Annotated in this window: 11 protein-coding genes; 2 read left to right on the forward strand and 9 right to left on the reverse strand. The window is 71.2% G+C overall.

Going from position 1 to position 17,910, the window contains the following annotated elements:
- Positions 1-32: 32 nt before the first annotated feature.
- From ACGFT1_RS01940 to ACGFT1_RS01960, 5 genes are all read right to left on the reverse strand, one after another.
- Positions 33-1,067, reverse strand: coding sequence for an ABC transporter permease (locus ACGFT1_RS01940; RefSeq protein WP_373907061.1), 1,035 nt, complete (start codon positions 1,065-1,067; stop codon positions 33-35).
- Positions 1,064-2,026 carry an ABC transporter permease gene (locus tag ACGFT1_RS01945; protein ID WP_373907062.1) on the reverse strand — a complete coding sequence of 321 codons (963 nt, stop codon included), beginning with the start codon at positions 2,024-2,026 and terminating at the stop codon, positions 1,064-1,066. The genes ACGFT1_RS01940 and ACGFT1_RS01945 overlap by 4 nt, the downstream gene beginning before the upstream one ends.
- On the reverse strand, positions 2,019-3,581 hold the full coding sequence (locus tag ACGFT1_RS01950; protein WP_373907063.1) for a sugar ABC transporter ATP-binding protein: 1,563 nt from the start codon (positions 3,579-3,581) through the stop codon (positions 2,019-2,021). Before ACGFT1_RS01950 ends, ACGFT1_RS01945 begins: the two co-directional genes overlap by 8 nt.
- 81 nt (positions 3,582-3,662) lie before the next feature.
- Positions 3,663-4,760 (reverse strand): ABC transporter substrate-binding protein, encoded by a 1,098-nt coding sequence (locus ACGFT1_RS01955; protein WP_373907064.1) that lies wholly within the window; start codon positions 4,758-4,760, stop codon positions 3,663-3,665.
- A gap of 508 nt (positions 4,761-5,268) precedes the next feature.
- Positions 5,269-6,300: a LacI family DNA-binding transcriptional regulator gene (locus ACGFT1_RS01960; RefSeq protein WP_373907065.1), complete on the reverse strand. Its 1,032-nt coding sequence runs from the start codon at positions 6,298-6,300 to the stop codon at positions 5,269-5,271.
- Between the two features lie 443 nt (positions 6,301-6,743).
- On the opposite strand from ACGFT1_RS01960, the gene ACGFT1_RS01965 reads away from it, so the two are divergent.
- Complete coding sequence (locus ACGFT1_RS01965; RefSeq protein WP_373907066.1) at positions 6,744-9,350, forward strand: PA14 domain-containing protein; 2,607 nt, start codon at positions 6,744-6,746, stop codon at positions 9,348-9,350.
- Between the two features lie 101 nt (positions 9,351-9,451).
- Here ACGFT1_RS01965 and ACGFT1_RS01970 read toward each other — a convergent pair whose 3' ends face one another.
- Positions 9,452-11,176 carry an acyl-CoA dehydrogenase family protein gene (locus tag ACGFT1_RS01970; RefSeq protein WP_373907067.1) on the reverse strand — a complete coding sequence of 575 codons (1,725 nt, stop codon included), beginning with the start codon at positions 11,174-11,176 and terminating at the stop codon, positions 9,452-9,454.
- 153 nt (positions 11,177-11,329) lie between these two features.
- Entirely contained in the window at positions 11,330-11,902 is a 573-nt protein-coding gene (locus ACGFT1_RS01975) for a PadR family transcriptional regulator (RefSeq protein WP_373907068.1), read from the reverse strand.
- 684 nt (positions 11,903-12,586) lie between these two features.
- Here ACGFT1_RS01975 and ACGFT1_RS01980 point away from each other — a divergent pair.
- The gene (locus ACGFT1_RS01980) at positions 12,587-14,749 is read left to right on the forward strand and encodes a SpoIIE family protein phosphatase (protein ID WP_373907069.1); all 2,163 of its coding nucleotides are present in this window, start codon (positions 12,587-12,589) and stop codon (positions 14,747-14,749) included.
- Between the two features lie 72 nt (positions 14,750-14,821).
- Here the strand turns inward: ACGFT1_RS01980 and ACGFT1_RS01985 are convergent, their stop codons facing one another.
- Together ACGFT1_RS01985 and ACGFT1_RS01990 are read right to left on the reverse strand one after the other, a co-directional pair.
- Positions 14,822-16,006, reverse strand: a complete 1,185-nt coding sequence (locus ACGFT1_RS01985; protein ID WP_373907070.1) for a type III polyketide synthase — start codon at positions 16,004-16,006, stop codon at positions 14,822-14,824.
- A gap of 260 nt (positions 16,007-16,266) precedes the next feature.
- A complete protein-coding gene (locus ACGFT1_RS01990; RefSeq protein ID WP_373907071.1) occupies positions 16,267-17,868 on the reverse strand; it encodes a M4 family metallopeptidase in 1,602 nt (533 codons plus the stop codon).
- Between the last annotated feature and the right edge of the window lie 42 nt (positions 17,869-17,910).

Genomic DNA, 17,910 nt, shown 5'->3' on the forward strand with positions numbered 1-17,910 from the left:
GGGAGAGGCATGGCCGCCGCGTCCGGGGCTCGTCACATCAGCTGCCGTTTGCGGCCCAGCCAGGTCTGCGCGATCACGACGACGGCCAGGAAGGCGCCACTGACGACCTGCTGGTAGGAGGAGTCCAGGGAGCCGATCTGGTTGATGACGTTCTGGATCACCTTGAGCAGCAGGACGCCGACCAGGGAACCGCTGACGTGGCCGAGGCCTCCGGTCAGCAGGGTGCCGCCGATCACGACCGCGGAGATGGCGTCCAGTTCCATGCCGTTGCCGAGGATGGTCACGCCGGAGGCCAGCCAGGCGGCGTTGAGGGCCCCGGCCAGTCCGGCCAGGACGCCGGACAGCGTGTAGACGAGGATCTTGGTACGGGCCACGGGCGCGCCCATCAGGGCCGCCGCGTCCTCGTTGCCGCCGACCGCGTACACGTGCTGCCCGAACCGGGTACGGCGCAGCACCACGGCTCCGGCGGCGAACAGCGCCACCGTGATCCACACCGGGTTGCCGACGCCCAGGGTGCTGCCCTGGCCGAGTTCGGCGAGGAACGAGCCCTTGCCGATCAGGTACGTCTCGGCACCCTCGTCCGTCAGCGCCAGCATCAGTCCGCGCGCCCCCAGCATGGCGGCCAGCGTGACGATGAAGGGGGCCAGCCGGGAGCGGGCGACGAGCAGGCCGTTGACGACGCCGATGAGGCCGCAGACGGCGAGGGGAAGCAGCAGCGCCACCAGGGTGCCGTGCCGGGACCCCCAGGCCGAAAGGACGCCGCCGAGCGCGAAGAGGGAACCGACCGACAGGTCGATGCCGCCGGTGATGATGACGAACGTCATACCGAGGGCGATGACGGCGAGGAACGCCGAACCGGTCGCCATGTTGGAGATGTTGTCGCCGGTGGCGAACGTGTCGAAGCCGACCGAGGCGATGACGCAGGCGATCACCAGCACCGCGAGCGCGCCGTGCTGCTGGACCAGCGCGCTCAGCCGTTCGGAACGCGCGGAGCCCACCGGCTCCGCGCCACCCGGCACTTCGCCGCTCGCGGTGGTCGTGTGTGTGTCCGTCCCGGTGGCGGTCATCGCTTCCCCTGTCCGCGTGCCGCGTAGACCGCGGCGATGATCACTATGGCCTGGGCGATCTGGGTCGAGGAGGGCGGCAGATCGTGCTTGATGAGGGTGGCGGTGAGCAGCTGGATGAGGACCGCGCCCGCCACCGTGCCGGCGATGTCGACCCGGCCGCCGGTCAGCGGGGTGCCGCCGACCACGACGGCGGTGATGGCGGACAGTTCCATCAGGTTGCCCAGCGAGGTCGGGTCGCTGGCCTGGAGCCGGGCGGTGGCCAGCACGCCCGCCACGGCCGCGAGCAGCGCGCAGGCGACGTGGACGAGGATGAGGACCCTGCGTACGGGCAGGCCGGCGAGCCGGGCCGCGGGGCGGCTGTCGCCGATGGCGAGGAGCTGGCGCCCGAAGGTGGTGCGGCGGACGGCGAAGGCCACCAGCAGTGCCAGCGCGCCCGCGATCAGGATGAGATAGGGAATGCCGAGGAGGTCGCCCGACCCCAGGGAGGCCAGCGCGGGATTGCGCACGTCCTCCAGCTGGGGCAGCAGCACCAGGGCGAGGCCGCGGCCACCGACCATGAGGGCGAGGGTGGCGACGATGGGCTGGACCCCGACGAAGGCGACCAGCACCCCGTTGGCGAGGCCGACGCCGGCGGCGAACAGCGCCACCACCAGCAGCGCCGGCAGCAGGCCGTAACCGAGGTAGAGGGCCGTCACCGAGGCCGCCAGTGCCATCACGGCACCGACGGACAGATCGACACCCTCGGTGCCGATCACCAGGGCCATGCCGATCGCCACGATGATCACCGGGGCGACCTGGACGGCCTGGGTGCGGAAGTTCTCGGCGGACAGGAAGTGCGGCGTGATGAGGACGTTGACGACCAGGAGCAGCACAACGCCCGCGTAGACGCCGTAGGTCCGCAGCCATGGCAGGACGCCGGTCCTGTCCAGCGGGGTGGCGCGGAGCGTGGCCTCAGCCATCGGTGCCCGCCTCCTCCTTCACCGCGTCCCATGCCGGGGCGTCCCCGGCGATGGTCCGCATCAGCTTGTCCTCGGTGACGTCGTCGCCGGTCAGTTCGCCCACGACCGCACCGTCCTTCAGTACGACCACGCGGTCGGATCCTTCGATCAGTTCCTCCAGGTCGGAGGAAATGAGCAGGACGCCCAGGCCGTCCGCGGCGAGTTCGTCCACGAGTTTCTGCACCTCGGCCTTGGCGCCGACGTCGATGCCGCGCGTCGGCTCGTCGAGCAGCAACACCTTGGGGTTCATCGCGAGCCAGCGGGCGAGCAGTACCTTCTGCTGGTTGCCGCCGGACAGTTCCACCGCCTTCTGGTGCGGTGACGACGCCTTGATCCGCAACCGCTCGATGAAGGTGTCCACGATGCTGTCCACACGGGACTCCGACACGAGGCCGAAGCGGGAGAGCCGGGGCAGGGCGGCCAGCGCGATGTTCTCCCGGACCGACAGACCGGGGACGATGCCCTCGCTCTTGCGGTCCTCGGGCAGCAGGCTGATGCCGGCCCGGAGGGCGCCGGGAGTGGAGCCGCCGCGCACCGGGACCCCGGCGACCACGACACTGCCGGAACGGACCGGCACCGCACCGGAGATGGCCTTCGCCGTCTCGGTGCGCCCGGAGCCGAGCAGTCCGCCGAGGCCGACGACCTCGCCCGGCCGGATGCTCACGGACACGCCGTGCAGCCTGTGCGGCACGGTGAGGTCCGTCGCTTCCAGCACCGGCTGGGCGCCGGCCGCGTGGTGGTCGCCGGTGAACTTGGTCAGACCCTCCTGGCGCACCTCGCCGAGTTCGCGGCCGAGCATCGTGGAGACCAGTTCGAGGCGGGGCAGGTCGGCCAGCCGGCCATGGTGCACGCGGCGTCCGTCGCGCAGCACGGTGACGGTGTCGCACACGGTATACAGCTCGTCCAGGCGGTGGCTGACGTAGACGACGGCGATGCCCGCCTCGCGCAGGCGGCGGATCACCGCGAACAGTGTCTCCACCTCGCGTGGTTCGAGGGAGGAGGTCGGTTCGTCCATGATGACGATCCGGGCGTCCGCAACGACCGCGCGGGCGAGGGCCACCATCTGCTGGGCCCCGACGCCGAGGGTGCGCAGCGGCTGCCGGACGTCCACCCGGACGCCGAAGGTGCGCAGCCTCTCCCCGGCCTCCCGGTTCATGCGGGCCAGGTCCAGCAGGCCGAGGCGGTTGCGGGGCTCGCGCCCGAGGAACAGGTTGCGGGCCACACTCAGCAGCGGGATGAGGTTGACCTCTTGGTAGATGGTGGAGATGCCGGCCTTCTGGGCCTCCAGCGGCGTGGTGAAGGCGACCTTCCGGCCCTGGAAGGTGATGTCGCCGGCGTCCGCCCGGTACACGCCGGTCAGCACCTTGATGAGAGTGGACTTGCCGGCGCCGTTCTCGCCGATGAGGGCGTGCACCTCACCGGGGCGCAGGGTGAGGTCCACACCGTCGAGGGCGCGGACACCGGGGAAGGTCCTGGTCAGTCCGCGGACGGCGAGGACCTGGGCGGGGGGTGCCACCTGTGCCTCCAGGCAGAGCGGGGAGAAGGGGAGTGACGTGAGCGAGCGGAGGGCCCGGTCGGCATCGGGCCCACCCGGCGGTCAGTACGCCTTACCGATGTCCTGCTTGGCGTTGGCGCTGTTGTAGGCGCTGTCCTGGATGACGATGTCCTGGGGGACCTCGCCGCCCTTGGTGAAGGTGTCCAGCGTCCGGAACGCCAGCGGACCGAAGCGCGGGTTGGACTCGACGACACCGCTGACCCAGCCGTCGACGATGCCCTGGACGGCGTTGCGGGTGCCGTCCACCGTGACGATCTTGATGTCGCCGGCCTTCTTGCCGGCACCTTTGAGCGCGGCCACCGCGCCCAGGCCCATCTCGTCGTTCTCCGCGTAGATGCCCTTGATACCCGGCTTGGACTGGATCAGCTGCTCGGTGACCTGCTGGCCCTTCTCGCGGGCGAAGTCACCGGTCTGCTCGAAGACGATCTTCAGGTCGGGGGCCTTCGCGGCGATCCGCTCCTTGAAGCCCTTGGTGCGCTCGGTGGTGACATTGTTCCCGGCCGAACCCAGCAGGATGGCGACCTCGCCCTTGCCGCCCGTCGCCTCGATCATCTGGTCGGCGGCACGCCGGCCCTGCTCGACGAAGTCCGAGGCGATGAAGGAGACGTAGTCCTTGCAGGCTTTCGCGTTGATCTTGCGGTCGATCGTGACGATCGGCACCTTCCTGGCGGCGGCGGCCTGGAGCACCGGGTCCCAGCCGTCGGAGTTGAGCGGTGCGACGACCAGCAGATCGGCACCCTTGGCGAGCAGGTCCTGCACGTCGCTGATCTGCTTGGAGAACTGCGACTGGGCGTTGGCCGTCAGCAGTCTGACTCCCCGTTTCTTCGCCTCGTCCTTGATGGACCGGGTTTCGGCGATGCGGAACGGGTTGGCCTCCTTCTCCGACTGGGAGAAGCCGACGGTCGCGTTCCGCAGATCGGTCTTCTTCGCTCCGTAGGCGCCGATGGTGCAGCCCTTGCTGCCGGGTCCGGGCGTGACGACCTTCTGTTCGGCGCCGTCCGCGGCCGCCGTGGAGCGCTGCTTGCCCGAGGCGTCGTCCTCCGACTTGGTGCACGCGGTGGCGGTCAGCGCCACCGCTGCGGCCAGGGCGACCAGCACGGGACGGGTGAGGAGGTGAGGACGGTGAGTGGTGCGCTGCATGGTGACCCCGATCCGGGCGACGCTTGAAGGGAACTGAGGAGGCATCAGATGAGCACAGGCGGTGCTTCTCCCCCGGCGCAGGACGCTGTCCGGTCCGCCGCAAGCAGGTTTTTACATCGTTGGAAGAGTGCTGTAAACCCCCTGTGCACCGCGTACGGACATCAGGCCGGAGGCCGGAATGCGGCCGGAGCCGGGCCGGCTCGCCGCCGACCCGCCGGCGGCGGCGTACGGCGCGGCGACTCGAAACACGTACTGAACAGGGACTTCAGTGATGCCCGTGTGTCACAGGCGCCACTCGGCCGCGGCCGTCCCCGACCCGGCGAACTCCCCTGCCGTGTAACCGACATGTGACCTTGGACAAGGGGGCAAGACGCGCTCCGTACCAGGCCGATCGGTCATCACTCCCCCGTCGCCGACGGGGTCGCGCGTGCCGTCCGCGGCCGCGAGGACGCTGAGCCCCCGAAGGGGGCGCGGCCACCCACGGGGTGCGCCACGCCCACCGGTGCGGTCAACCGTTCGTGCCGCCGCCGGCCGCTCGGCGCCCCACTGTGCTCTCCCGCTCCACCAGCCGGTGGTCGACCCGGATGCGCCGCGGTTCCGGAGCCTCGCCGCCGAGCCGAGCCAGCACCGACTCCACCGCGCGCCGGCCGATGGCCCCCTTGTCCGGTGAGACGGACGTGAGGGTCACCGCGCCGAACCGTCCTTCGACCACGTCGTCGAATCCGACCACCGCGACGTCCTGGGGCACCCGCAGGCCCCACTCGTGCAGCACCCGCATCGCACCGATGGCCATAGGGTCGTTGTAGGCGAAGACCGCGTCGGGGCGCCTCCCGGTCTCCAGGATGCGCGCCATGGCTTCCGCGCCTTCCGCGTGCCCCCAGCCGTCGGTGGCGGCGACGAGCCCGTCGTCGGCGGGCAGTCCGGCCAGGGTCAGTTCCTCCCGCCAGCCGCGCACGCGCAGCTGGGCGGGCTCACTGCGGCCGCGCCGGGCGCCGATGAACGCGACCTCCCGGCGGCCCAGGCCGATCAGGTGCCGGACGGCGGTGCGGGCGGCGGCGATGTTGTCGATGGCGATGTGGTCGTAGGGCAGGTCGTACTCCCGCTCGCCGAGCAGGACCAGCGGCACGTTCTCCGTGCGGTCGCCGAGGTCGTCGGCTTCCAGTTCGATCGGGCTGAGGATCAGTCCGTCGATGACCCGTGCCCGGAAGCCCTGGCTGACCAGGATCTCCTGTTCGCGCCGTCCGCCGGTGTGGTCGAGCAGCACGATGTAGTCGTGTTCGGCGGCGGCGTCGATGACGGTGGCGGCGAGTTCGGCGAAGTAGGGGTTGCCGAGTTCGGGCAGCGCGAGCGCGATGATGCCCGTGCGCCCCTTGCGCAGGTGCCGGGCGGCCAGGTTGGGCCGGTAGCCGAGCGCGTCGATGGAGCGCTGGACGCGTTCCCGCATGGCGGGGGTGACGTGCTGGTAGTTGTTCACCACGTTGGAGACGGTCTTGATGGAGACCCCCGCGTGCGCGGCGACGTCCTTGAGGCTGACCCGCACGTTCGTCCCTTCTGAGCGACTCGGCCCGGGTGGCCGGTGCGGGTCCGGCGTCGCCGCCGTGAGCCGTGCGGCCGAGCCCCTGGCACTGATTTACAACGTTATACATGCGGTTTCATCACACTGACAAGGCGAGGGATGACGCACCGCCGTCCGCCCCCGGCGGATGTCCGCGGGGCCGGACCACCACCGCTTCCGGAGCGACGGCGTACCGCGCACGAACGCCGTGAGCCGTGAGGAGCAGTGTTGTGCAGGAGCCCGTCGCCGGTCTACGGACATGACACGTCGTCACAGCATCGAGGTGGCGTGCGCCCCGCCGGACCGGTTCGGCGCGCACGGGTCTGGACAGGCGGCCGGACGCCATGCTGTCATGCCCATTGCTCTCTCCTTCCAACGTTGTACAACGTCTCGACGAGCCATCGATCAGCTCACCCCCAAGGAGACAAGTGCGCCCCAGCAGAAGCCGACAGCGACTGGCCATGCTGCTCACCGCAGCTCTCGGCATCACCGGTCTCGCCGCAGCGCCGTCCGCGACGGCCGCCGGCTCCCCCCTGGAACCCCACGGCCTCAAGGGCGAGTACTACATCCAGTCCGCCCCCGGAGCCTTCGACTTCCACGACCTGAAGGCGACCGCCTTCGACCCCGGCATCGACTTCGGCGACCTCGAGCCCCGTCTGCAGTCCGCCACCGGCCGGAACGACGACGTGAGCGTCCGCTGGACCGGCAAGGTCGTACCGGAGAGGACGGGCCCCACCACCTTCTCGATGACCGGTGACAACGGCTTCCGGCTGTGGATCGACGGCAAGCCGGCCATCGACCACTGGGTCGACGACTGGGACAACGAACAGACCTCCCAGCCGGTGGAGTTGACGGCCGGCAAGGCCTACGACATCAAGGTCGAGTACTTCGAGCACTTCGGCGGTTCCAACCTCCACCTGCGCTGGACCGAGCCGGGAGAGGCCGAGGAGGCGATCCCGTCCTCGGCCTTCCGGCTGCCCGACGACTTCGACTACGACGGCGCCCTGGCCGCCACCGTCCTCAAGGACGGCCGCACCCTCAAGCTCGACTTCGCCCAGGCACTCGCCGCGCCACCGGCCGGCGTCACCGACCACATCGACGCCGTGATCGGCGGGGCCGAGTGGCCGCTCGGCACGGCCACGGCCGACCCGGGCGACCCCAGGTCCCTGCTCGTGGCACTCAAGGAGCCCGTCGTCGGCAACAGGACCGGCACCGCGCCCGGCCTCGCCGACGTCCACTACGACGGCAAGGGCGGTCTCGGCGCCCAGGACGGCAAGGCCGTCGGGGCTTTCTGGAGCAGCGGCCCCAACCACTCCACACACGAACTGCGCACCCCGTGGGCGGACGAGGTCACTCCCGCCAACGCCCACCCCGAGTACCCCCGTCCCCAGCTCACCCGGGACGCCTGGCGGAACCTGAACGGCACCTGGCAGTTCGCCGCCGCCGCGCCCGGCGAGCGGCCCCCGGTCGGCAAGCAGCTGCGCGAGCGGATCCTCGTCCCGTACCCGGTCGAGTCCCAGCTGTCGGGGATCGAACGGCACGAGGACCGGATGTGGTACCGGCGCACCTTCACCGTCCCGGCCGACTGGAGAATCGGCTCGGGCAAGCACCTGCAGCTGAACTTCGGCGCCGTCGACTGGCAGGCCGAGGTGTACGTCAACGGCACCGAGGTCGCCCGACACAAGGGCGGCTACGACAAGTTCACCGCCGACATCACCGACGCCCTCGAACCCGGCCGCACCCAGGAGCTGATCGTCGGTGTCTACGACCCGACGGACGCAGCCGCCGGCGAGAACCCGCCGGTCGGCAAGCAGCGCACCGACCCCAGCGGCATCTGGTACACACCGTCGTCCGGTATCTGGCAGACCGTCTGGATGGAGCCGGTCGCGGCCGAGCACGTCGACACGCTCAAGCTCACCCCGGACGTCCCGGCGGGGACGCTCAGCGTCGAACCGCAGGGCGTGCGGGCCGGACTCCCGGTGCGGGCCACGGCGTACGACGGCCACCGCGAGGTCGCCACGGCCGTCGGCCGCAGCGGCGAACCCCTCACGCTGAAGATCCCGCACGCGCACCTGTGGTCGCCCGGCGACCCCTTCCTGTACGACCTGAGGGTGAGCGTCGGCCGCGACCGCGTCGGCAGTTACTTCGGGATGCGCTCCATCGCGGTCGAGAAGGTGGACGGCGTCCCGCGCACCGTCCTCAACGGCAAGCCCGTCTTCATGATGGCAACGCTGGACCAGGGCTTCTGGCCGGACGGCCTGTACACGGCGCCCACCGACGCGGCCCTCGCCCACGACCTGAAGACGCACAAGGCGATGGGCTTCAACGCGGTCCGCAAGCACATCAAGGTGGAGCCCGACCGCTGGTTCTACTGGGCCGACCGGCTCGGTCTGCTGGTCTGGCAGGACATGCCGGCGATGAGCCGGGTGCCCGACACGTCCGCCCAACGCGCCGAGTACGAGCACGAGATGAAGGAGATGATCGATGAGCACATCAGCAGCCCGTCGGTCGTCATGTGGGTCACCTTCAACGAGGGCTGGGGCCAGTACGACATGGCCCGCATCGCCGACCAGGCCAAGTCCTGGGACCCGACCCGGCTGGTCGACAGCATGTCGGGCCTCAACCTCGGCGCCGACGGCGGCACCGGCGACATCATGGACGAACACGGCTACCCGAGCCCGGCGCTGCCACCGCACCCCGACGGCAGGCGTGCCATGGTCAGCGGCGAGTACGGCGGTCTCGGTCTCGCGGTGCCCGGCCACGCCTGGCCGGTCCAGCAGTCGTACGTCGACGTCGACCCGGCACGGTACACCGACGACTACCTGGCGAAACTCGCCGAGGTGCACGCGTTGGCCTGCAAGGGCGGCAACGGCGCCGTCTACACCCAGATCTCGGACGTCGAGGGTGAGCTCAACGGCCTGATGACGTACGACCGCACGGTCGTCAAGCCCGATGTGCGGCGGGTCGAGGCGGCGCAGCGGGCGCTGATCGACGACGCGTCGCGGGCCACCCCGGCCGGCTGCTCGACCACCTGACGCACCGGACGGCACCGGTCGGGGCGCGGCCACGGAGCCGAACCCCGGCCGACCGGAGGCCGGCACGCGCGGCCCGGCCTCCGGTGCTGTGCCGGGCGCGTCTAAGGAGCCATCTCGTACGTGCCGGACAGCGCCTCGACCTGCTGCCAGACCCGCTGCGTGCGTGCCTCGTCGACGGCCGGGCGCCGGACGGCACCCAGCGCCCACTGCTGCTGCGCCTCGGTCGCCGAGTCCTTTCCGTGCAGTTCGACGGCGTGCGCGGAGAAGTCCCGCACGAGAACGGCGAAGAGTTCGTCGAGCACGTCCTCGTCGAGTCCGGCGAGCGCCGCCTGTTCCAGGACGAGCTGCCCGTGCACGACGAGCGCGAAGAGCTGACCGACCGCGAGAAGGAGATCGAGATCGCGGCTCTGCTCCGCGTCGGGGGCCGCGGTGGCGACGAACGCACAGAGGGCGTCGGCCTGTTCGCGCAGGCGGGTCACGTTGGGCAGGTGCGCGTAGGCCTCGAAGGCGGGTCGCCAGTCGTGGAAGCGCACCGAGCCGAGGCCGCGGGCCGGCCCCTGCCGGAACAGGAAGTCGTCGTCGGCCGCGTCCAGGCGGGTCGGCACGCGGGGGTGGTCGACCGGGTCGAGGAGGTGGTTGCGCATGAACTTCAGGATCAGCGCCAGATTGACGTGGACCGTACCTTCCAGCTTCGGCAGGCCGCGGATCTCCACCGCCGCCTGGGCGAAGTAGTTGTCCTTCTCGAAGCCCTTGGCCGCGATCACGTCCCACATGAGGTCGATGACCTTCTCGCCCTCCGTGGTCACCTTCATCTTCGTCATCGGGTTGAAGAGCAGGTAGCGGCGGTCGTCCGGGCCGGCGGAGCGGAAGTAGTCGACGGCACGGTCGCTGAACAGCTTCATGCCGACGAGCCTGACGTACGCGTCGGTCAGCTCGCGCCGCACGTGCGGGAAAGCGGTGACGGGGCGGCCGTACAGGACGCGGTTGTGCGCGTGGGTGACGGCCTCGTACATCGCGTGCTCGCAGATGCCGATCGAGGCGGTGCACAGGTTGAACTTGCCGACGTTGACGGTGTTGAGGGCGGCGTCGAAGGCGGCGCGGCCGGTGTGCAGAACGTCCTCGGCCGTTACGGGGTAGTCCTCCAGGCGGAACTCGCTGACGAACTTCGAGGAGTCGACGACGTTCTTGACCAGGTGGTAGGCGGGGTGACGGCTGTCGGCGGCGAAGAACACGTAGCCGTCCGGGCCCTCTACGTCGGTGCGGCGGCCGAAGACGGAGACGAGTCCGGCGGCGTTGCCGTTGCCTATGTAGTACTTGGAGCCGGTGGCGCTGAAGCCCCCGTCACCGTCGGGCTGGAGCAGCATGTCGGTGGAGTAGATGTCGGCGCCGTGGGCCTTCTCCGACAGGCCGAACGCGAACACCTCCCCTTGGGCGAGGAGTCGCGCGGCCCGGGCACGTGCGGCGGCGTTGTCGCTCTGCCAGACCGGGCCGAGGCCGAGGATCGTCACCTGCCAGGCGTACCAGTAGTCCAGGCCGTAGAAGCCGAGGATCTCGTTGAGCGCGGCGATCCGGGCGGTGTCCCACCGCTTGTCCGGCTCCCCCTCGCCCGCCGCGGACGACGGCGTCAGGAAGGTGGCGAACAGGTTCTCCTTCGCGGCGAAGGCGAGGAAGTCACCGAGCCACGCGCGGGTCCGGTAGTCCTCCAGCAGCCGCCGCTTCCCGCGCTCCTCGAACCAGTCGACGGTGGCACGCAGCAAGCGGCGCGTCTCGGGGTCGAAGTGCGCGGGGTCGTAACCGCGCGGGTTGAACAGCAGCTGGTCAGCCATGGTGGGACGCCTTTCGGCCGGTGGACGGAGGGAAGGGAGGGTGCGACGGCTGGGCGGGGGCCGGAGCGGGAGGACCGGCGGAGGGGACGGCGGACCGGGAGGGCCGGTGGCAGGCCCGGCGCACCGGGAGGCCCGGCGAAGAGCGCGGCACGATCAGCGGACCGGACCGAACCGGGCCAGCGTGGCGAGCACGTCGTCCAGCCAGTCGATCATCATCCGCTCGTACGCGATGCCGCCGCGCAGGACGACGTGCTGGAGCTCTCTTTCCGCGTCGAGCGGCGTCCGCGGACCCGTTGTCTCCGCCTCGGGCTCGATGAAGTCCCGTACCTCGCCCGCGAGATAGCGCGCCAGCCGGTTCCGGTGTGCCTGCCGGTGCCGCTCCACCTCGCGGATCAGGGCGGCCGGGTCGTCGAAGGCGGCGCCCCGGATCTTCACGGCCAGGTCGTGGCGGACGCTCTCCGGTTCGATCGGATCGTGCAGCCAGGAGGACAGCGCCGCCCGGCCGAGGTCGGCGACGGAGTATTCCTTCTTGTCCGGCCGGCCCTGCTGCGGGACGTCCCGGACGTCGACCCAGCCGTCGTTCTCCATGCGCTTGAGCACGCGATAGATCTGCTGGTGCGTCGCGGTCCAGAAGTAGCCGATGGACCGCTCGAAACGCCGCGCCAGTTCATAGCCGGATCCGGGCTTCTCCAGGAGCGACACCAGGATCGCGTGTTCGAGCGCCATGACACAGATCCTGCTATGCACCTCGTTGCATAGCAAGCCTTCCCCGCTCCGATGCGACGCGGCTCACCACGTTCACCCGTCAGGAGGGCGGCCGGAGCACGCCGGGCGGGCTTCCGGCGGGTGGCCGGTTGCGCAGGGCGGCGTGCGTCGGCCAGCTCCTGGGGTTCGTCGCGGCCGACACCGCTCGCGGCTTGTGCGGCGAGGCCGCAGGCGAAGTGGTGAGGTAGCGGGCCAGCCGGCCGGGATCGGTCCGCGGGGCAGGTCGCCGTTGTCGACTGCGCGCCGGAACCGCTCCCGGACGCGGGGGTGACCGTTGCTGCGTCGGCATCCGGGATCGGCAGGACACCCGAGGGCAGTGCCGGGGTCGTCGTACGTCCGGCCATGCCCGGCGCGGACGGCCCGGCGGTGACGTTCCAGGACGAGGACGGGGAAGTGCCCTGGTAACCGGGCGGGAACGGTCCCGGCCGGATTGCGGTCCGCGCCCCGTGCGCGGGTGAGCCGCGTCCTTCCACCGTGTGCCGGCACGTGCCCGTCCCTCCGCACACGCGGCACGCGGTCGGCCGCTGTGGGCGAAGCGGCCGCCGGTGTTATTCAATGAGGTGTGCGGTCAGGGATCTCGGGGCTCCGTCGCACGGTTTTCGAGTACGGCCCCGGCGCTGCGCCGGGGATTGCCGAGAGAGCCCCATGGACTCCACACCCTCCCCTTCGTCCTCTTCGCCCTTCGACCTGGTCAGCGGTGCCCTGGGTCGCTACATCCCGCGCGGCAAAGCGCCCGCGGCCGCTGGTCCCGCCGACGCGCCGGGTGACCGCGCGGCCCGCCGGCGCGCGCCCGACGGCCCGGGAGCCGACCGTCAGGACCAGATTCTCGGCGTGGTCAACCTCGACAGGGATCTGACAATCACCCGCTGCAATCTGGACGCCCCCGTCTTCGCTGGTCTGGACGCCGCGGCGGGCAGTTCTTTCGTCGATCTGCTGCCCCCCGGGGACGTACCGACGGTCACGCGGCGGTTGCGGCAGGTTCTGGAGATGGGTGAGGCGCATGTCGCCCGGATCCAGCGCCTGCGGCGCGGCGACGGGTCCGAGCTGGTGGTCTCGATGAGCATCCTGCCCGCCGCGGCGCCCCAGGAGGGTTTGACCGTCTCCGTGATCGCCATGGCCAGGAGGCTGCACCTGTACGCCGCCGAGACCGCGGTCGGGACCTCTCTGGACATCGGCGAGACCGCGCAGTCCCTGGCGGAGTCCCTGCTGGCCTGGGGGGACGTGGCCGCCGTCGACCTCGACTTCTCCGTGTGGACGGGCGAGGGAGTGACCGAGCGGGCACAGGGGCGCATCCGGCTACGGCGGGCGGCCCTGGTGCCGGACCGGGCGTGGCCGGAGGGTTACGTGACTCCGGGCGACGATCTTCCCAGCGACGCGAGCCGCCTGCTGGCGCAGGCGGTGCGCCGGGACGATGCCCCGCAGGCGATCGTCATACCCGACCGGAAGGCGGTGGAGCGGGTCCTCGGCAGTCCGCGAGTGATACGCGCCCTGGTGCCCGGTGACCGGTCGGCGGGCGTGGCGTGCATACCGCTGGTCCTGGACCGCGCACCGCCCGTCGTGCTGGGCGTGGCGGAGGTCTGGCGGCGGGCGGACTGCCCCTTCCGCGACAGCGAGCTGCTCGACCTGCAGGAACTGGTGGCCAGGACCGCCCATCACGTCGACCTGGCCCGTCAGCACCAGCGCGAGCACACGCAGGTGCTGGCGTTGCAGCGCCGGCTGCTGCCCCGGACCGGCGGCGACACCGTCGAGATCGCCAGCGTCTACCAGCCCGCCACCCCCGACAGCGCGGGCGTCGGCGGCGACTGGGTGAACAGCTTCCCGCTGCCCGACGGCCGTACCGCGCTGGTGGTCGGTGACGTCGTCGGGCACGGCCTGGGGGCAGCGGCCACCATGGGCCAACTGAGCATGGAGGCCCGCGCGCTGCTGTCCGCGGGGCTGGCACCCGACGAGGTGCTGGAGCACCTGGACGCGACCGTGACACTGCTGGACGACGCGGAGTCCGGGCTGGCGGCCGGCTACAGCGCCCTCGGTTCCACCTGCTGCATCGCCCTGTACGACCCGGTCAGCCACCACGTGGCGCTCTCCAGCGCCGGCCACCTCCCCCCGATCCTGGTGCTCCCGAACGGGCACGCGGCCCCACTGCCGGTCCGCCCCCACCCCGGCCTGGGCGCCGAGTTCGCGGTGCGGGAGCCGTTCGGCGTGCACACGTTCGGCGCGCCCCCGGGCTCCCTGCTCACCCTCTACACCGACGGCCTGGTGGAGGATCCGGCCCTGCCGATCGACGAGGGCATCGGGAGACTGGCGGAGACCGTGTCCGCGGTGCACCCCTGGGACGCCCTGGAGCAGGCCGCACGGCACATCGTCTCCGCGTTGACGCCCGTGCGCCGGCGTGACGACGTGACCCTGCTGCTCGCGCGCATGATCGGCTACCGCAAGGGGGACACCGTCACCTGGCGGATACCCGCCCGCGACGACGCGCCCGCCCGTGCCCGCGCGTACGTCTCCGCGGTGCTGCGGAAGTGGCGCACCAGGGACGACACCCGGGACGACGTGCCGCTCCTGGTCAGCGAGCTGGTCACCAACGCGGTGCGCTTCGCCACCGGGCCCGTCACGGTACGACTGATCAGAACCGGTCACGGCCTGCTGTGCGAGGTGGGCGACACCGGCAACGGCAGGCCGCGGCTGAGCGGGGGCGGCCTCCTCGACGACGGCGGGCGGGGCCTGAACATCGTGCACAGGCTCACCAGCCGGTGGGGGGTGCGGTGGACGGACACCGGCAAGGTGGTCTGGGCGGAAGTCAGGAGGTGACGCGGCCGCGGGACGGGGCGCGGCGGGCGTACGCGGGCGCGGGCGCGGTGAGGGCAGCGGTGGCGTGCGCCTCTACAGCCACTCCCCTTCCAGGGCGGTGGCGGTGAGGCCCGGTGCCGCCGCGTACAGGACGGCTCGGCTGCCCGACTTCTGCCCGGCGTCGTGCGCCCGCCTCAGGATGTCGAACACGGCGGCGCCTCCGCGGTTGCCGCTGGTGTAGCTCTCCCGGCTGTGGTCCAGCAGCCCCGACGGCCACGCGTCGGGCATCGTCTGCTCCATGTACTCCAGCACCCGGGTCCCGCCGGGGTGCGCGAGCAGCACGTCGGGGTGCCAGGAGTCGGGATGGTCCTCATACCGGACGCGCAGCCACTCCCACATCGCGGTGACCGTCTCCTGTACGGCGCGCGGCCCGCGCCGGTCCATGACGAAGTGGGTGCCGTCCGCCCGTGTGTCCAGGCGGTGCAGGTCCTGGGTGCCGGGCAGGGTGTGGTGCCAGGCGGCGTCCAACCGCAGCACCGACTCGCGCCTCGGGCGGCCCGTGACCACCGCGGCCACCGCGGTGTCCGCGAACAGCAACCGGACGATCAGGGACTCCAGGGTGTCGTCCGCGGGCTGGTAGGTGGTGCTCAGCGCCTCCGCGATCACGACCAGGACCACCCGGTCGGGGTCCGCGGCCACGAGATCCGCCGCCAGGGCCAGTGAGCGGGTCCCCGCGACACAGGCCCACTGCGTGGCCGGCAGCAGCATCACGTCGTTGCGGAGCGGGAGTGTGTTGGCCAGGGCGATGTCCAGCCCCGGCAGCGCCGGGGTGGTGGAGTGACTCGTGATCAGGCAGTCGACGTCCGCGGTGTCCAGCCCGGCTGTCTGCAGGGCTCCGCGTGCCGCACGCTCGCCGTAGGACCGCACCGCCTCCCACGCGGGCGCGGTGCGCTCCTGGACGGTCTGCGGCGCGGGCATCGCCTCGAGGGCCGCGATCACGCGGTCGGCGTCGTGCTCGGTGAACCCGTCGCGTGCCAGCGCCTTGCGGGCCGGCCCGGTGCCGGCAGCCCGCAGTCCGCCGCCGCTGCCGGGCGCGACGGCGGTCTCCAGCGGCAGCATCCACCCGCGGGTCTCGATGCCCGTACCGGCGGCGATGCCGTCGATGCGGGGCGCCCACGCCGCGTGCGGGTGCCGGTCGCGCACCTCCGCCACGATCTGGCTGGTCTTCACGGCGTGCTCGCCGTGTATCACGGCAGGAGGACAGAGGTAAGCGGCCATGATGGGCACCTTTCCGGGAGATCCAGGGGGGAATGTCACGAGGACTGCGCCATGGGCCACTTCGGAACTTGGCGCCCATGCCGAGGGGCTCCCCTTCGGGAGCCGCTGTCCCAGCAAGCATGGACGCCAAATGGACATATCCGCTGTGATTCAGACAACTTGGGCGGACTTCAATGGCGTGATACGGCACACATCACCCGAACATGGATCTTCTGCCCTGGTAGCGCGCGGAGTTGCCTCCCGGGGCGGTGCCAGGGGCGTCAGAGGACGTCGACCGCGCTCCAGGCCGCGGCCACGGTGGCGTACTCGGGGCCGGTGGCGCCGTAGAGGTCCTTCGCCGCGTTCAGGGTCGCGGTACGGGCCCCCTTGTAGTCCGTGGTGGAGGTCATGTAGACGGTCAGGGCCCGGTACCAGATGGCGGATGCCTTCTGGTTGCCGATGCCCGTGACGGTGGAGCCGTTGCAGGTGGGGCTGTTGTAGGAGACGCCGTTGACGGTCTTGGCGCCGCTGCCCTCACTGGTCAGGTAGAACCAGTGGTTGCCGACGCCCGAGGAGTAGTGCACGTCGAGGCGGCCGACCGACTTCGACCAGCAGTCGGCGGAGCGGCCGTCCAGCGACGGCTTGTCGAAGCGGCGCAGCCACGGCGGGGTGGACTGGTCGCTGAAGAGGTAGTCGGGAGTGTCGACCGGGTTGTCGGCGTACCACTCGACCATGGTGCCGAGGATGTCGCTGGTGGACTCGTTCAGGCCGCCGGACTCACCGCTGTAACGCAGGTTGGCGGTGGCCGAGGTGACGCCGTGGGTCATCTCGTGGCCCATGGTGTCCAGGTCGACCTGCTCGGGGTCCGTGGTGCCGTTGCCGTCGCCGGTCAGCATGCAGAAGCAGGAGTCCGACCACTGGGCGTTGTCCCAGTCGGTGCCCACGTGGACGAAGACGGTGGCGCCGCGGCCGTCGTTCTTGATGCCGTTGCGGCCGAAGGTCGTCTTGTAGTAGTCGAACGTCTTCGCCGTGTTGGCGTGCGCGTCGACGGCGGCGGTGGCGCGGTCGGTGGAGAACTTCTTGCCGTCGCCCCAGATGTCGTCGGCGTCGGTGAACAGGGTGCCGGAGGAGCTCTTCAGGGACGACGACGACAGGTTGTGCGCGTCCTTGGTGACGTGGCCGCGCAGCGGGTCGATCAGGGCGAAGGTGCCGGCGGTCTGCTGGGTGGTGTCGATGCCGACGTCGCCGGTGTATTCGGAGTGGCCCGTGCCGGTCGCCTCGCGCTCGGCGTCGTACTGTTCGATCGCCGCGCCGGTGGTGGCGTCGGTGACGAAGACCTCGCCGTGCGGCTGCCCCTTGGCGCCGAGGCCCTGCACGGTGGTGCGCCAGGCCAGGCGCGGGGTGCCGTCGGCGGCCCACACGATCAGCTCGGGGGTGGACCTGGCGTTGCGCACCGCCCCGTGTGCGCGCTTCAGGGCGCCGGCCGCGGTGCCCTTGGCGCCTACGGCGGGAGCGACGGACCTGAGAGCGACCTTGTGGGCCCGGGCGCGGGTGGATCCCTTGAACGAGCCGTCGGCCTTCTGGTGGACGACGAAGTCGCCGCCGACGACGGGGAGGCCGCGGTAGGTCCGCTCGAAGCGGACGTGCTGGGTGCCGTCGGCGTCGATCACGACGTCCTTCACGTGGAGGGTCTGGCCCGCGCCGAACCCGAAGGTGTCGGCGTGCCGGGTCACGTTCGCCTCGGCCCGGGATATCGCGGTGTCACGGACGGAGGCGGCGTGCCGCGCCGCCCCGGTCTGTGAGTGCGCGGGTACGGCCGCGGCCCCCGTGGTGATGACGCCGGCGGCGACCGCCGCGGAAAGGGCGAGAAGAGGACGGGACATGGGGATTCCTTCGCTCGTCGTGGGGTGACGACGTCCTTGGAC

The sequence above is a fragment of the Streptomyces sp. Y20 genome, from assembly GCF_043195475.1.
In the GTDB taxonomy this organism is placed as follows: Bacteria; Actinomycetota; Actinomycetes; order Streptomycetales; family Streptomycetaceae; genus Streptomyces.

Bases quoted from the DNA above. Each gene is read 5' to 3' on its own strand.
- ACGFT1_RS01940 (WP_373907061.1), bottom strand. From the start codon at position 1,067: ATGACCGCCACCGGGACGGACACACACACGACCACCGCGAGCGGCGAA.
- ACGFT1_RS01945 (WP_373907062.1), bottom strand. From the start codon at position 2,026: ATGGCTGAGGCCACGCTCCGCGCCACCCCGCTGGACAGGACCGGCGTC.
- ACGFT1_RS01955 (WP_373907064.1), bottom strand. From the start codon at position 4,760: ATGCAGCGCACCACTCACCGTCCTCACCTCCTCACCCGTCCCGTGCTG.
- ACGFT1_RS01970 (WP_373907067.1), bottom strand. From the start codon at position 11,176: ATGGCTGACCAGCTGCTGTTCAACCCGCGCGGTTACGACCCCGCGCAC.
- ACGFT1_RS01975 (WP_373907068.1), bottom strand. From the start codon at position 11,902: ATGGCGCTCGAACACGCGATCCTGGTGTCGCTCCTGGAGAAGCCCGGA.
- ACGFT1_RS01980 (WP_373907069.1), top strand. From the start codon at position 12,587: ATGGACTCCACACCCTCCCCTTCGTCCTCTTCGCCCTTCGACCTGGTC.
- ACGFT1_RS01985 (WP_373907070.1), bottom strand. From the start codon at position 16,006: ATGGCCGCTTACCTCTGTCCTCCTGCCGTGATACACGGCGAGCACGCC.
- ACGFT1_RS01990 (WP_373907071.1), bottom strand. From the start codon at position 17,868: ATGTCCCGTCCTCTTCTCGCCCTTTCCGCGGCGGTCGCCGCCGGCGTC.